12 protein-coding genes are annotated in these 14,668 nt (G+C 42.1%); 2 read left to right on the forward strand and 10 right to left on the reverse strand.

Annotated elements, in window-relative coordinates:
* Window positions 1-71 precede the first annotated feature (71 nt).
* The 9 genes from H1A14_RS14485 to H1A14_RS14525 all read right to left on the reverse strand — a co-directional run bounded on the left by H1A14_RS14485 (window position 72) and on the right by H1A14_RS14525 (window position 10,952).
* Window positions 72-2,039 carry a sialate O-acetylesterase gene (locus tag H1A14_RS14485; protein WP_194776989.1) on the reverse strand — a complete coding sequence of 656 codons (1,968 nt, stop codon included), beginning with the start codon at window positions 2,037-2,039 and terminating at the stop codon, window positions 72-74.
* A gap of 118 nt (window positions 2,040-2,157) precedes the next feature.
* Window positions 2,158-4,926 (reverse strand): CHAT domain-containing protein, encoded by a 2,769-nt coding sequence (locus H1A14_RS14490; protein WP_194776990.1) that lies wholly within the window; start codon window positions 4,924-4,926, stop codon window positions 2,158-2,160.
* A gap of 63 nt (window positions 4,927-4,989) precedes the next feature.
* The gene (locus H1A14_RS14495) at window positions 4,990-6,360 is read right to left on the reverse strand and encodes a S8 family peptidase (RefSeq protein WP_194776991.1); all 1,371 of its coding nucleotides are present in this window, start codon (window positions 6,358-6,360) and stop codon (window positions 4,990-4,992) included.
* Between the two features lie 615 nt (window positions 6,361-6,975).
* Window positions 6,976-7,482, reverse strand: a complete 507-nt coding sequence (locus tag H1A14_RS14500) for a hypothetical protein (protein ID WP_194776992.1) — start codon at window positions 7,480-7,482, stop codon at window positions 6,976-6,978.
* Between the two features lie 201 nt (window positions 7,483-7,683).
* Window positions 7,684-8,202, reverse strand: a complete 519-nt coding sequence (locus H1A14_RS14505) for a hypothetical protein (RefSeq protein WP_194776993.1) — start codon at window positions 8,200-8,202, stop codon at window positions 7,684-7,686.
* A gap of 56 nt (window positions 8,203-8,258) precedes the next feature.
* Window positions 8,259-8,780 (reverse strand): hypothetical protein, encoded by a 522-nt coding sequence (locus tag H1A14_RS14510; protein ID WP_194776994.1) that lies wholly within the window; start codon window positions 8,778-8,780, stop codon window positions 8,259-8,261.
* Between the two features lie 352 nt (window positions 8,781-9,132).
* The gene (locus H1A14_RS14515) at window positions 9,133-9,915 is read right to left on the reverse strand and encodes a tetratricopeptide repeat protein (protein ID WP_194776995.1); all 783 of its coding nucleotides are present in this window, start codon (window positions 9,913-9,915) and stop codon (window positions 9,133-9,135) included.
* Between the two features lies 1 nt (window position 9,916).
* Window positions 9,917-10,489 carry an RNA polymerase sigma factor gene (locus H1A14_RS14520; RefSeq protein ID WP_194776996.1) on the reverse strand — a complete coding sequence of 191 codons (573 nt, stop codon included), beginning with the start codon at window positions 10,487-10,489 and terminating at the stop codon, window positions 9,917-9,919.
* A gap of 49 nt (window positions 10,490-10,538) precedes the next feature.
* Entirely contained in the window at window positions 10,539-10,952 is a 414-nt protein-coding gene (locus tag H1A14_RS14525; RefSeq protein WP_194776997.1) for a DoxX family protein, read from the reverse strand.
* A 701-nt stretch (window positions 10,953-11,653) separates the two neighbouring features.
* On the opposite strand from H1A14_RS14525, the gene H1A14_RS14530 reads away from it, so the two are divergent.
* Complete coding sequence (locus tag H1A14_RS14530; RefSeq protein WP_194776998.1) at window positions 11,654-12,817, forward strand: XdhC family protein; 1,164 nt, start codon at window positions 11,654-11,656, stop codon at window positions 12,815-12,817.
* A gap of 3 nt (window positions 12,818-12,820) precedes the next feature.
* The gene (locus H1A14_RS14535; RefSeq protein ID WP_194776999.1) at window positions 12,821-13,405 is read left to right on the forward strand and encodes a nucleotidyltransferase family protein; all 585 of its coding nucleotides are present in this window, start codon (window positions 12,821-12,823) and stop codon (window positions 13,403-13,405) included.
* Here the strand turns inward: H1A14_RS14535 and H1A14_RS14540 are convergent.
* Window positions 13,402-14,559 (reverse strand): cysteine desulfurase family protein, encoded by a 1,158-nt coding sequence (locus H1A14_RS14540; RefSeq protein WP_194777000.1) that lies wholly within the window; start codon window positions 14,557-14,559, stop codon window positions 13,402-13,404. The two genes, H1A14_RS14535 and H1A14_RS14540, sit on opposite strands and share 4 nt — an antisense overlap.
* Between the last annotated feature and the right edge of the window lie 109 nt (window positions 14,560-14,668).

A 14,668-nucleotide genomic window follows, 5' to 3' on the forward strand; every position in this document is an offset into this window, starting at 1 on the left:
GGAAAATCAGTGGGTTATCTTCAATTTTTGAAGGCATGAACCAATAAAAACCGATTATTCTTTATTCCAAATTACCTTCTACCAACCTGGTTCCAGTCGTCAGTTCTGAAGGGAGAAGCAGGTAACCCTTCCATGTTATACAGGTTGGCTTGATCCGGGTTATCCGCCCAGGCATAGCGGACAGCCACCGGGTTTGGAACCGCTTCATGCCAGACCATGACCTCATCTGCCACTATTTCTGCTTTGGCCCAGTAAAATTTCTGGTCCGCACCGGCTATGGCAAATTCTTTCAATTCACCTCCATCTTTGACTTTGAGGCCGGTTCCAATTTCCTTGAAATTCAACTTAATTTTATTCCCCTCCAAGCTCATGGATTCATACAATGGACCAAAAGCTACTACATCTTCCTGGTAGGCTACTTTCCTTGCAGCCAAAGCCAATCTTTTGCTTACGTCCTTTTTGTTCAGGGGATGGATGTCATTCCACTCACCCAGGTCTATGGCCACGGCCATGCCTGTATTGGGTTGGGATAGGGTTTTCAATTGGGATTCCCTGGTGAGGGCCCAATTGCTATCCGAAGGTTGCTCCTTGCTTTCCATAAAATTAGGGAGTTGAACCCATAAAAATGGGAAATCCCCCTGCCCCCAATGTTGCCTCCAGTCTTTGATCAGGGCAGGCAATAACTCCGCATATTCCTTGGGTTTTCCGGTGTTGGATTCCCCCTGATACCAAATGACCCCTTTTATGGCGTAATCCGTCAATGGGGCAATCATGCCGTTAAACAGACCTGTTGGTTTCATTCTGATATTGGGCTGTCCCCGCAAGGGCTTCATCTGTGCCCCAAGTCGGTAATGCCACTTTCCGATAAGGTCTAAGGTATCCTTTCCGAGAACCAACTCATAGGCCTTTTCGGGAACAAAGCCCCCTTTGCCCTCTGAACTGATCAATCGCACTGTAATGGAATTTTTTCCTTCTTTGAGCAATCCCTCCGGAACATGATACCTTCTTGGCGGGTATTGGTAACTTATTGTACCCACGAACTGGCCATTGACGAAAGTGGAATCTCCGCCAACCAGTGTTCCGAGGTAGAGCCGGCCAGACTTACCTGCTTGGTCAGCTGACAATTCAAATTCTTTTCTGAACCAAACCGACCCATTGACATTTCCCAATTCCCCATCTGCCCAATAGCCGGGTATTTCCATCTGAGACCAATCTGATACATCCATCTGAGCTTTATGCCACGGTGCATCGGTCTCATGGTACCCTGCATCCTTCTCGTTCAATTCTCCATACCATGCTGCGTTTTCTTCCCGAGCGGCTTTTTCAATACTTTCCACCAAAGCCTCATCCTTAAATTTCCGGGCCTCTGCCAAATGATCCGGAAATGCTTTGATGGAGGCTTCACTGATCCAAGCTTCTGCAGGTGATCCTCCCAAACTGGAACGGATCATACCTATGGGTATTCCCAAATGCTCATGTAGCTCCAGTCCGAAAAAATAGGAAACAGCAGAAATTTCCAGGATATTGTCTTGGGAAATACTTACCCATTTACCTTGATCAAAATCTGTGTGAGGACCATACAAATCGCTTGAAGTAGGGACAGAAAAGTACCTGATTTCCGGATGGTTGGCCTCTTTTATTTCTTTGGGATAGAGCGGACTGACCCGCTCCATATTGATGTCAATCTGTGACTGTCCGGAAGCCACCCATACATCTCCGATCAAAATGTCATTTATTTCTAAAGTCTCCGAAGTGGCAATTGTCATGGTATGTGGCCCTCCTGCTTTAAGGTTGGATAGCTTTAATTCCCATGCCCCGGATTCGTCGGCTTCAGTTTGGTATTCCATTCCCAAAAATCTCATTCGAATCTTTTCAGATGGGAATGCCCAACCCCAGATTTTCACCTCAGTATCCCGCTGCAAAACCATCCCATCACTCACCAATTTTGGTAACTTCAGTTGGGCATTGGATTCCAGACAAAGGCTCGAAAAGATAAAAAAGGAAAGAAAGATTTTATTGAGAGGAAAGGGGGATCTCATAGGCGCATCAGGTCAATAGGTTCTTTTAATTTTGGCCGAACAAGATTTTCATCGATGATGCCAAAACCAAAGATTGGTCATTTTCCATAAGTTTCCAATCATATTTTACACTGATGGTTTACTTATAGGCAATTTTGCTTCTACCAGCCAAAATTAAAAAGACCATTAATATCCCTATAGACAGCAATAGTTTTGCCATCATCCAACCCGAAGTTTTTTCTGGGATAAAAACGGCTGTTTTCCCGATAAGGACATTCCCAGCCCATAGATAAGGAAGTTCGCTGGAAGGTGCGTTGGATGCCATCAGTTCCAGCTTTGCGCTTTGCAACGCCAGGTCTGAGGGCATACCCTGACTCAGTTTTTGGTAAAACAATTCAGTCAATTGAAAGGTGGATTTACTGTCCACTTGCCAAAGGGTAGTGATGCTCGAGGGGATGCCAGCGGCGGCAAAACCCCTTGCCAAGCTAAATACTCCCTCTCCTTTGATACTTTTCCCTATCCCTGTATTGCAGGCGGACAAAACGATCAATTGGGTAGTCAATCCTCCCAAAAGCTTCAGTTCAGAGAGCCTTAGGGTTTCATCAAAAAAGTAGAGTTCAGGTTCGCTGTCTGTATTGTCAGCGATGGCATGCGAGTAAAGCTGTACTACGGAGTGATCGGGTAGGTATTTTAAAAACTCGCTTTTGGTGGCCTTTTCAAAGGTCAACATCCGGTGTTTCGGGAAAAATTGCAGAAGATTTTGAAGGGATAAATCAGCACCCAATAGTGAAGCTTGATGCATAGACTCTTTGTAATGGACTGGAGCTATACCCAAGACAGTATGTTTGGAATTTCTCTTCTGATGCTTGGCCAAAAATCCGGCAGAATACGCGTAACTGAATGCAAAATCCTTTACTAATAATGATCCGGGATCCTGTGGATTTTTGAGCAAAAGCTCAAAGGGTAACAGATGTTCATCGATAGAAACAATGACCCTTCTTGTATTCACTGCCAAGGGTTCAAAGAGTTGAACATATAGTGCATGGCTCAATTGTGAAAACAAGTCGTAGTGTTGGTTCAGTTTGGATTTATCTGAAACCAGAGCCAGCAATTCCATAGCTTGCGCATCAAAGTCCTGCTTATCAATTTTTATGAGCTGGGTATCATGAGGGGAAATACTCATCGCATAAATGTGGTTCTCACCGATGAAAAATTCCACAAAGGTCTGATCCGAATCCAGTATCTTATCTTTTATTTCTTTAATGGAAAGCGAGGTTGTATCGTATTTGTAGCTGTAATAGGTTGGATACTTGGCTTCCAGCGTTTTGATGTATTTTTCATAAACAGTTTGGGCTTCAAACCATTGTGAGGTCAAGATTTCATGGTTTGGATCTTGTAAAGGGGTGTTTTCTCTCTGTTGCTGAAGTGAAAATGCCTCAATCATCAATGCCTGTTCCTTTTCTATGTCAGCAGCATCAAGGTGTTTATGAGCGCCTAATTCCGATAATTTATCATTAAGCAAAACCGATCTGCTTTTCTCCATAAAGAAAAATGCATTTTCTTTATCCTGAAGCAAAAAACAGGTGGCCAGTGCATGTTCGTAATTACCTTTGGTTTTTTCCCTCCAGTACAACTTGGATTGCTGTGTATTTTGACTCCACCGCATCCGGTCTATGGCTTGGTCTGCTGATTTGAAATAAGTCAATGCTTTCTGAAGGTGCTCCTCCCCTCCATTTGCTTCAAAATACCTGAGATGTGCCCTTCCCAGATTGGCCAACATCCGCTCCAACAATTGTTGGTTGCTGATTTGTTTGAGTTGATCCACCGAAGGTAATTTTTCAAGACCATCAGAATTGTCCAAAACAATAAGGCTAAGCCCTTTTTGGAAATGATGCAGGGCTTTATCCCATTGTCTTTGTTCTTGATAGATAAATCCCATGTAACTATAGACCATGGCTTCCAGATCCATATCCCCTACTTTTTCGAAGTATTTAAAGCATTCCTCGTAATATTTCAATGCTTGCTCATATTCCGCGGTATCTTCACATAAAACTCCCAGATACATAAGGTTTAATAAGGTTGCCCTATAATCATCCTGACTTAGGCTTAAGTTGTAGGCTTTTGTATAATAGTATTTAGCTGACTGATAATCTTTTTTTTCTTCAGCTAGTTGACCCTGAGCTACAAAACCTATACCCAGATAATGAGGATTTGATCCCGGTTGTGATAAAATCTGTTCTGATTTTAGCAAATTCTTTTCGACGTGATCTAATTTGTTTAGGATCAACTCCGCTTGACTTTTCTGCAATAACAACAAAGCCTCATACTGAGAACCCTTTAAGGAAGGGTCCAAAACTGAAAGTCCATAATCGGCGATTTCGATTGCCCTTTGGTATTCTCCCAAAATACTTTGATTGATGGCTTTCTGTTCGTAAGCCAGACCTCCAATGAAACTTTTCTCAGGGTACTTTTCAGAAATGGCCAAACAGCTGTCCAGATAAGCATCAGAAATATCAAAATAATTCAAAAGCCGGTAATACAAGCCCAGGTTGAAATAAGAATTGGCCAAAAATGCTTCATCTGCGTGAGGGTTTCCCGGTTGATTGAGTGCCAGGGCTTTTTTGGTCAAGGCGATTCCTTGGGAAAAATCTTCTGTTTGCCGGTAAAAATCCCCAAGCCGATGAATCATTTTGGCATAAACATGGTCCTTTTCAGGCATTTTGCTCTCATAATCCAAAATCAGCCGTTCCAGTTTGCCTTTTTTGATACGCCAAGAATCAGGGCTTTGTATGATCAATTGCAGTTTTTCCAGCCATTCTTCCGACTGAGAAATTTCCCTTGCTTCTGCAGAAATCCCTGCAAGAACAAGGGCTACCCAAATCCAGCCCATAAAATATTTAACGATCATCTTCGTGCTGCTTTAAGTTTATACCAGGCTTTCAAATACCTTAAATACCCCATCTAATCTCACTCAATCCCTCCTGATGTACCTTCCACCACGGATAAATGGGCTAAGGTAACCCACAGTTTGAATCATACCTGATCCACCTGTACTAAGGCCATCAAATTTAGTCATGAGTTGTCCTTTGGTCAATCCGGGTAAACTTGACTTGGTGAGATCAGAGGGAAAATTTGCTCCCAATTTGCCGGTTGCGATGGCGGCTGCAAATGAGGAACCAGTGACTTTTACTCCATCCGCACGTAATTTACCATAAGGCAAGAAAAATGATGGCACGATAATCCCTCCGTCAGACGGGATATCATCTCCCACAACTCCCAAGTCCACATGAATCGAAGAGAAGTTTTCCGAAGGACTTATGCCAGCTTTCAAATCTATTGTGCCAACTGTAACCACATTGTTTTCTGAATTAGGTGCTGTCTCGCTGACATAAGCCGGAAAAAACGGATTCAATGTCAAATTCCTCGGGTCATTGCCTAGACCTATGGCCACTGCATCGGCCTGACTCATTGCATTTCCCGAAGCTGCCACCATTAAAATCCCTGCCTTTCTCAGCACTTTTGTGATAAGATGAAACAGGTAATCATCTGTTTCCGGAATGGATTGGTGCTGGTAATATCCCAAGCTGGCATTGATGATGTCTGCGCCATTCTGTTTGGCGTAAAGCATACCACACAGCATGGAAAAAATATCCCCTTCGGAATTGTTGTTCAGCGTTTTGATGTTCATCAATTTCACACGGTTTTCTGTGGACTTTTCAAATTGTTCAATGATATAGGCATTGACAAGGGTTCCATGAAGGCCACTGTGGTCATCCTGGATGTTGGGGGAATTGTCGACGAAATTCCAGCCATGAAGGTCATTTTCGTAACAGGGTCCGGGGTTTTGATTCGTCCATAGGTATGACTCAGGAATGCAATTCAAATCCACTCCGGTATCCAAAACCGCAATTGTGATGTCTTTCTTCTTCTCATGATTGGGTTTAAGATCAAACAGGCAGTTTTCGATGTCAGGATATGAAGGATTAGAAATGAAATAATTCAAGGAGGCAAACGTATCTGTGATGTCTCCCACACCCTGTGTGCTTCCTGCAACCTGCGGATTATCTCTCATTTGACCTGTAACATAGTTGTGAATTCCGTCTCCAGTCCAAAGTTCAACAGGTCCATCATCATCGCATTTGCTGCATTTCCTGATTTTCGCATCAGGATACAGATTTAACAATTTCATTCTGATATCTTCCCGCTCTCCGGAAGTAATATCGCTCTTCCAGATCAGGATCAATTCATTTCCTTTAAAGGGAGGAAAAGGAATTCTGCATTTTTTTCGAATAGCTTTTGGATCGTTGGCTCCCAATGCACTTTTTTTATTCAGATCATCCATGGTTGTTATGTTTAAAATAAATTTGGTTAAAAATCCAGTATGAAAATCACAAAGGCCAAATGTGGCCCATCTCAAAAGGGAATCGACAAAAACCCTTACTTCCTCCAAATGAAACCTTCAAACCATTTGGAAACCAATACCTTTAATCAATGAAATGTGTAGTGTCCTTTATTGCTAAAAAATGTAATTCTAAAGCATAAGTTACTCAAAATAAACTATTTGAAAGAAAAAATCAGAGTAAATTTTCAACTAGATCTTTTTGCTTATCAGGCTTTGCTTACCGAAATGCATGGATATTTTCACATCCAAAATCCAATTCATGGACATCAAATTTTTCAAAATTTCAAGTATGAGTTTCAGGTGACCTTTTATGAGATTGTCATTCTATTCGAGATGGCAAATTCAATCAATAGATCACGATACCTCTTCTAGGTTCTCTTACAATATATCCGTATGGAGGCATAATTGTTACCCAAAAAAATTACCGCCAAAGTAAATTGACGGTAAGGTTTTAAGTGGAAGATCCCAAAAATTAACACCTTGTAAAAAAATCAAGTGAAGGTTGCTAAAAAAATAAACTTTAATTCATTCAATAATTTAACAGTATTGCAGGATTCAATTCAGCGATGCGGCGTGATCCCGAATAACCAACCTGATGCCCGAATACACCTCACCAGGTCCAACTTCCAGTCTGATTCCGATTTGGGTTTTATTTTCAAATGTGTTGTTGGTCAACATACTGATATCATACAAAGAATACCCGTTTGCTCCCACGCCAGGGATTTTATGGAATTCATTCTTTTGGTTGTTATTGTAAACCAAATAAAATTCCATGTCTTCCAAATTGACATGCCCTTCCCAATTGAGTTGAATCATTTTTTCAGGAAACTTTTGGAAATCATGGCCTCCAAATGTATACACCCTAGAGTCATTGTTGATCTGATCCCTTGATGGAATTAGCGTGCCTTGGCTTCCATGACTTTGTGTTTGCTCTTCCCATACCGTATTACTTACTCGCTCTACAGGTTGGGGCGGTTCTGTACAGGCTATCATAATAGCACATCCCATTGCCAGTAGGAAAACTGGCTGCAGTACTTTCGAAAATAATGTTTGTTTTTTCATGGTAGTAAAAATTTAACGAAAAGAAAATTTTAAAAGGAAAAGGTTACGTTCCTTATTCAATATTATATCCAGTTGATTTTCTGTTTGTTACCCTTTTTTATGAAAAAACCGCAGCCAATTTATCGCTGCGGTTAGTTAATTGATAAGAAAAAAATAGCGTCTCTTTAAAAATCCGAGTGAACAACCCATACCATTAATTCCCTAGTCCATGATGTGAATAAAATCTTTCGGGTCAGGTATATTAGGGAAATAAGGTTCTCCATTGGGCCTTGGCATAACAGCGCTCAACCTAATCTCCTTGTATTGTTCTCCCGGCCCCATGACCCTGCTGATTGTAACCAGCAATACACCATCATATTGGGTACTGAAAATGTATTTGCTTATTCCATTTTCACCTAGTCCAATAAGAGGATAGACCTCTCCATTTTCGGCAACAAGGGCCCAACTGAACTTTGCACTGTGTTGGTCTTGGGCGGTTATACCCGGGACATTTAAAATGACAGATCCTTCTTCCTCAAAATCATGTCCATTGAATTTATAGAGCAGAATATTGGGTTGACCAGGGACTTCTGAGTGCCAGGTTGGTGCTTTTCCAAGTGGAAATGCTTTTGCGGTTGAACCGGATTTTTCCGGGTACTCTGGATAATCCGTACAGGATGCCACGATAATGATCATGGTAAGTATTAGATAGATTCGAATAAAAATTGCGTTAGTTTTCATCGTTTTAAAAGTTTAAGTTTGAAAGAAAAGGAAATAGAACTGGATTTTTAATTAGGTCATATGCCTAGTTTATTAACAGCTTGATGATAGTCGGAAAAGTTTACCTGAAGGGCAGGGAAATTGCCGTCTTTATCAGCCTCCACCACAATGGCCCTAATTTCTGAATAGGCTTCTCCTGGCCCCGTCCCTCTGATGATTTCAAATTCTGCATAATCACCGTGATTGTATCGCTCAAGGACTTTGTAGCGGGTCTCACCCTTATGGCCGAATCCTGGAATTGAAAACACCTGCCCTGAAGAATGAACAAGGTACCAATGGATGGTGGACCTTGTTGATCTGGAATAGGGGAAATCGGAAATCAGGATTTCTGCTTTGCCATTGTGGAAGAAATCGTGGCTGGAAAAAACCATCAAATGTACGTTTCCGCCTGTTTCTACCGGAATTTCACTATTGAGGCTCGTTCTCTCGGCCTTAAGTGTTCTAGGTGGATCAAAAGGCTCACAAGACCAAATTAAACTGACAACTACCAGACAAACTGCAGGTAGACTTTTGCGGAAAATGTTTGTTTTCGTTTTCATTGTTTTGAAATTTTAGTGGATAATCGGTTTGTTTTAAAAATGAAGGGTGTTCCAGCCTCCGGTCATCGATGAATAACGATTGATTTTCTTTTGTAAGAAAAAAGGTAATTCAAGATTAAAAACTGTAACCCTATTTACCTTTATATCCTGATTATCAATAATTTGTTACCTTTAGAATCGGATATGTCATGAACCTTTTACTTATTTTAAGAAAACAACCTTTCATTCAGGAAGAATTAGAATGAGGATTTTGCCAAAAAGTCAAATGGGTTTTAGAGCAATGAGAAAAGTGGTAAGGGGGCAAAAAATTTGCATTGGTCCCCCTAAATGACATTTAAAAAATAGTTGGTTGCTATTTGATTTGTTTGAGCCAGGCTTGTGCCTGTGCCTTGCCTTCCATTCCCTTTTCAACCACCTCTTCCAAAATGACCTTTGCCTGGTCCATATCCCCTGCTCGGTTACGCATCATCAGGGTGAGGGCTTTCAGAAATAGTCCGGGATTGCTGTAAAGGTCATTACGGGCAGACAAGGTTTCAAACTGACTCAAAGCCTGGTCAAATTTCTTTTCTGAAAGGTAAGTGAGTCCTAAGTTCTTGATGACTTCTGCATTGTTGGGGTCCTGCAAGGCCAAACCTTCGAAATAGCGTTTGGCTTCTTCAAAATCCTGACTGTTGTAGGCCGCTATCCCTCTTTGGATGCTATCCTGCGATCCGTTCATGGTTTGACTTAACTCCTTTAGGTTGGTCACATAATAATCCTCAGCCATTCCTTGGGGGTTGGTTCCTGAAAGAAAGAAAACAAAATAGAAAACAAATATCAAAAGGATTCCTGCTGCCACAGCCACTGCTCTCCTGAAATTCCAGGAAGTGGTCATTGGGATTACTTTTACAGGCGCTTCATTCTCTTCGCTGAAATATTGTCGGTTCAAGGATTTCAAATTTATCTTCAAGGCCTCAATCCCTTTATCAGTATGAATTTTTTGATGCATTTCCGCCTCCACCCTACTGTAAATGAGGAAGGCTTCATACATTTCCTTGTTTGAGGTCAGCTCCGTTTCAAACTGGGCTTTAGCTGTTTCATCCATCTCTCCCGAGAGAAATGCCTCGAATTTCATCATCCATTGGGTATCCATCATTTCACCATTTTAGGGTATTAAACTCATTTGAACTTCTGATCAGAGAAACTAGCTTGGCCATGCATTCGGATTTCTTTTTTCGGGCATACCCATAAGTGAATCCCAATGCCGAAGCAACTTCCTCCATGGTCTTACCCATCCAACTAAGGTGCAAAAGCTCCTGACAAGCTTCCCCTAATTTTGAAAGTTGTGTGGATATCAAATGCAACCTATCCTCATGCAATTGGACATCCTCCGCGAGGCGAAAGCTATCCTCTCCGTAGTTATATTGCGCTTCCTCATTAATTGTTACCGGTTGATTTTTCTTTTTATTCAAAATATTGAGCCATTTTTTCTTACAGATCAGGTAAATGAAGGCATCAAAGGGGCATGTCAAGACAAAATTTTCCGATTTGGCTTTCTGAAAAATAGTAATTAAAGCCTCCTGAAATATATCTGCGGCATCAGCTTCTGTTCCGTTGTTCTTGAGAACCATCCACTTGATCTTCCCTGAATACTTCCTGTATATTTCCTCTAAAATGACCGGATCATTGTTTAAAAGACCCAAAATGTATTTCTGATCGGAATGTTCCATAGTAATCGTGTGTATTTTGAAGCTTAATTTTAATCATACATCAATCAAATTATACTCTCCAAAAAAACCTATCCAACGAAAACCTCCCCGCACCCAATAGAAAAATTGCTGTCATTCCTGACAGGTAAAGAAAGGGCAATTCTTTGGTGGCAAAGGAATCTGCCGCATGCACGACAAAAAAAGCCGTAGCAAATCCCAATACCAAGCAGAGTGCAGCCGGTCTTGTGAACAGACCCAAGGCTATAAAAAGTGTAAAAACCGCTTCTGCAGTACCCATCAAGAACATGGTCAAAGATTCTCCCAGACCTATGGGATCGGGATAGCTGATTTCCCCATGCCACCAATCCGCCAGGGTTGGCCAACCATGGCGAAAACTGAGTGTCAGTCCAAACAGACACCTCAATACCAGCAAGCCGAAATCTTGGAATTTGGATGCGGATTCGCTGTTAAGCCACCAGTCCATATCAAACTTTTAGATCATGCCTAAATAAAAATACAAATTATACCCGTAGAAGCCACATATAGTCAAAATGTATTTTTTAGAATCTTTCACCCTAATTGTTTGGTTATCCGCGATCTGACCAGCCTTTTGTTTCTCTGCATGTATCGGTTTATTCATGTTTTTTTTCTTAACCACATAGTTACATAGTTCTCAAAGAGGTTTTTTCCCATAAAAGTAAAGAATACAGATTTATCTATGGATAGCCTATTCATTCTACTATGAACACCAGAGTCTTGGGTAAAAAACCATACATTCAAAATTCAAAAACTAGGTGAACTATGTGTCCTATGTGGTAAAATCTCAAAAAAGAGAAAATTCAATAAATTGATTTAATTTTTACATGTATGTACTGAATGATGCCAGTAAAATGGTAATTCAATATAATTCTAGCCAGCAAATTGAAATGACCGGTACCTCAGGGTTCGGACTTCCGACCCGTTTGAAGAAGAATATTGGGTTAGTGGCAAGGAAGCGGACAACCATTAAGTTTTATTTCCACAAGTTAAAAAGTGCGCTCAGAGCTCTTTTCATTAAAAAGGACAGGTAATGCAATCACCCCAACTCCTTTCCAACAAAAGCAAAAAACAGCTACTTTATCCCAAATGCTTTTTTCTTGCTCCACTTATTGCCTAAATTGATCCTGATCACAATTACTAACATTTATGAAAGAATGGCAGGAAATCATCCGCATGTATAAGCTTGGGGTAGAAAGCGGACAAAAAATGGCACTTGCTACCGTGGTTCACGTGGAAGGCTCATCCTACCGACGACCGGGTGCCCGAATGCTTGTAACTGAAACAGGTAACTTGACCGGAGCCATATCGGGTGGTTGCCTGGAAGGAGATGCTCTGAAGAAAGCCCAGTTGGTCATCTTTCAGCAATCACCTAAACTGGTTACTTATGATACCACGGATGAGGATGATGAAAAATTCGGCATTGGTCTGGGCTGCAACGGCATCATTCAAGTCTTGATAGAACCCATTGATCCTCTGGATCCACTTAATCCCATCATCATGCTTGAAAAATGCCTTGAAAACAGAACTTCCAAAGTTCTGGTAACGGTTTTTTCACTGCATAGAAGGGCCACAGAACAATTGGGAACCTGTCTGTTATTTGCTGAAGAGGATCAATTCGAACATCCTAAAACCGCAGTTCTAGAACCTACGATTTTACTGATTGATGAAGCCAAAAAAATCCTTAAAAGCGGCAAACCCCAGATCAAATACCTCGATGATGAATTCAATTGGACCGTATTTTATGAGGTGGTAAAGCCCCCTATTCAACTGATCATTGTGGGTGCTGGGAATGACACTTTGCCTCTGAACAAGATGGCCCATACCCTGGGCTGGGACACCATCATCTTGGACGGACGGAGCAACCATGCTACATTGGCCAGGTTCCCCAATGCCAAAGATATTTTGGTTTACCCAGCGGAAGAAGCCATCCAAAAGCTAGAGATAGATCGCCATACCGCCGTGGTTTTAATGACCCACAATTTTGAATATGACCTTGTGATCTTGTCCCACATTCTAGCTATGGATTTCCCCTATTTAGGGGTTCTGGGACCCAAAAAGAAAATGGAACGGATGCTGGCCCAGTTGGAAAAAAAAGGAATTCAAGTCGAAAACTTTCAACTTAAAAAACTCCATGCCCCAATCGGTCTTGATTTAGGGGCTGAAACCTCTGAAGAAATTGCACTTTCCATACTTGCAGAAATCCAGGCCATCAACAGCCAATCCACAGCGGGATTTCTGAAAGATAAGCAAGGCCCCATTCATGAAGACTATCGAGCCAATACCAATAAAATCCCAACCTCTGAAAACTGAACAATGCCCCAAAAAACCGCTGTTTTGATCCTGGCTGCCGGAGCCTCTACCCGACTTGGCAGACCAAAACAATTGCTTGGGCCATCAGGTGAAAGTTTATTGGAAAAGAGCCTAAAGGCTGCCTTAGGTTTGAAAAACGTCACCTGTCTGGTTATGCTTGGTGCCCACCATGAGGTCATAGGCCAGCGCTTGTCCGAATATTCGGCCCACTTTTTAGTCAATACGGATTGGGAAAGCGGGATGTCTTCCTCTCTGAAAAAAGGACTGAAACTCCTCATCGACACCGAAGATCCCGATCAGGTGGTCCTAATGGTCTGCGACCAACCTTATGTTGACACCACTTTACTCCAAAAGCTGATTGACAAACAGCAATCATCAAAAAAAGACATCATTGCTTGCACTTATGAGGATAATCTGGGGGTTCCTTCCCTTTTCACCCGAACCTATTTCCATAAATTGCTGCATTTAGAGGGCCAAGATGGGGCCAAAAAAATAATATACCAAGAGGAAAATGACCGGGAAACTGTAGATTTTCCTGAGGGAATTTTTGACATTGATACTTGGAAGGATTATGCAAAATGGATTTAGTTACCTGAATCCCTCAACTTTTTTAAAACTGCTTTTACATGTGCTAGGGCCTGATCCACGTGATCGTCTTCGGTAAAACGACCCATAGCAAATCGTACACTGGCTAAGGCAAGGGCATCATGCAGACCCATGACCTTCAAAACATGAGAAGGTTTCTCTGAGATAGAACTGCATGCAGAACCGGAACTGACGGCAATCTTTGCATTAAGATGCTTTAAAAAATCCGTCCCCTGAACTCCTTCAAAGGCCAGATTGGTCACATGCGGCAAGCGATGTGCATCCGTCCCGTTGCGGCTTACGCCCGGTAATTCCAATAAGGCAATTTCAAATTTGTCACGCAGCGATTTGAGTCTTTTGCTTTCTTCGGACATTGATTGTGCAGCCAAAACCGCCGCTTGCCCAAATCCAACAATTCCAGGGACATTCAAGGTGCCACTTCGCAATCCCCTTTCTTGCCCCCCTCCCACGATCTGGGGATGCAGTTTGGAACCAATGGTTTTTTGATTGACGAACAAAACTCCCACCCCTTTTGGACCATACATTTTATGGGCGGACAGTGGCATCAGGTCAATCCCGGAATCATGAACAGACACAGGTATTTTCCCTGCGGCCTGCACGCCATCACTTAAAAAGAATACCCCCTTTTCTTTTGCCAACCGGGCTATCGATGAAATGGGCTGAATCACTCCGGTTTCATTGTTGGCATACATGATGGCCACAATAAGGGTTTGAGGACCGATTGCCGCCTCCAGCTGATCAAGCTTCAAAAGCCCATTTTTCTCCACAGGCAGGTAAGTGACCTTGACCCCTGTTTGATCCAAAGCCTTACAAGTATCCAATACTGCGCGGTGTTCAGTTTGTAGTGTAATGATTTCATTTTTAATTGGATCTGCTTGGGATAGAAGGCCTTTTAAGGCGAGGTTGATGGCTTCAGTAGCCCCACTGGTGAAAATCACCTCTTTGGCTTTTGCACCTATCAGATGGGCTACAGACTCCCTCGCTGATTCTACCGCTTCCTCAGCCATCCAACCATAGGGATGGCTGCTGCTGGAGGCATTGCCAAAATGGGTGGTAAACCAAGGAACCATGGCTTCCAAAACCTTGGGGTCACAGGGAGTGGTGGCATTGTGATCGAAATAGAGGGGATAGTTCATGATGGATTGCAATGAAGGCTAATGTAAGCTTCCCATACATTGCTAACAAATATTATGTGACTTATGGCGGAAAAAAGGTCATATTTAGGTATAATTGAATCTGAAGTAC

The sequence above is a fragment of the Pararhodonellum marinum genome, assembly GCF_015354735.1.
Lineage (GTDB): Bacteria > Bacteroidota > Bacteroidia > Cytophagales > Cyclobacteriaceae > Pararhodonellum > Pararhodonellum marinum.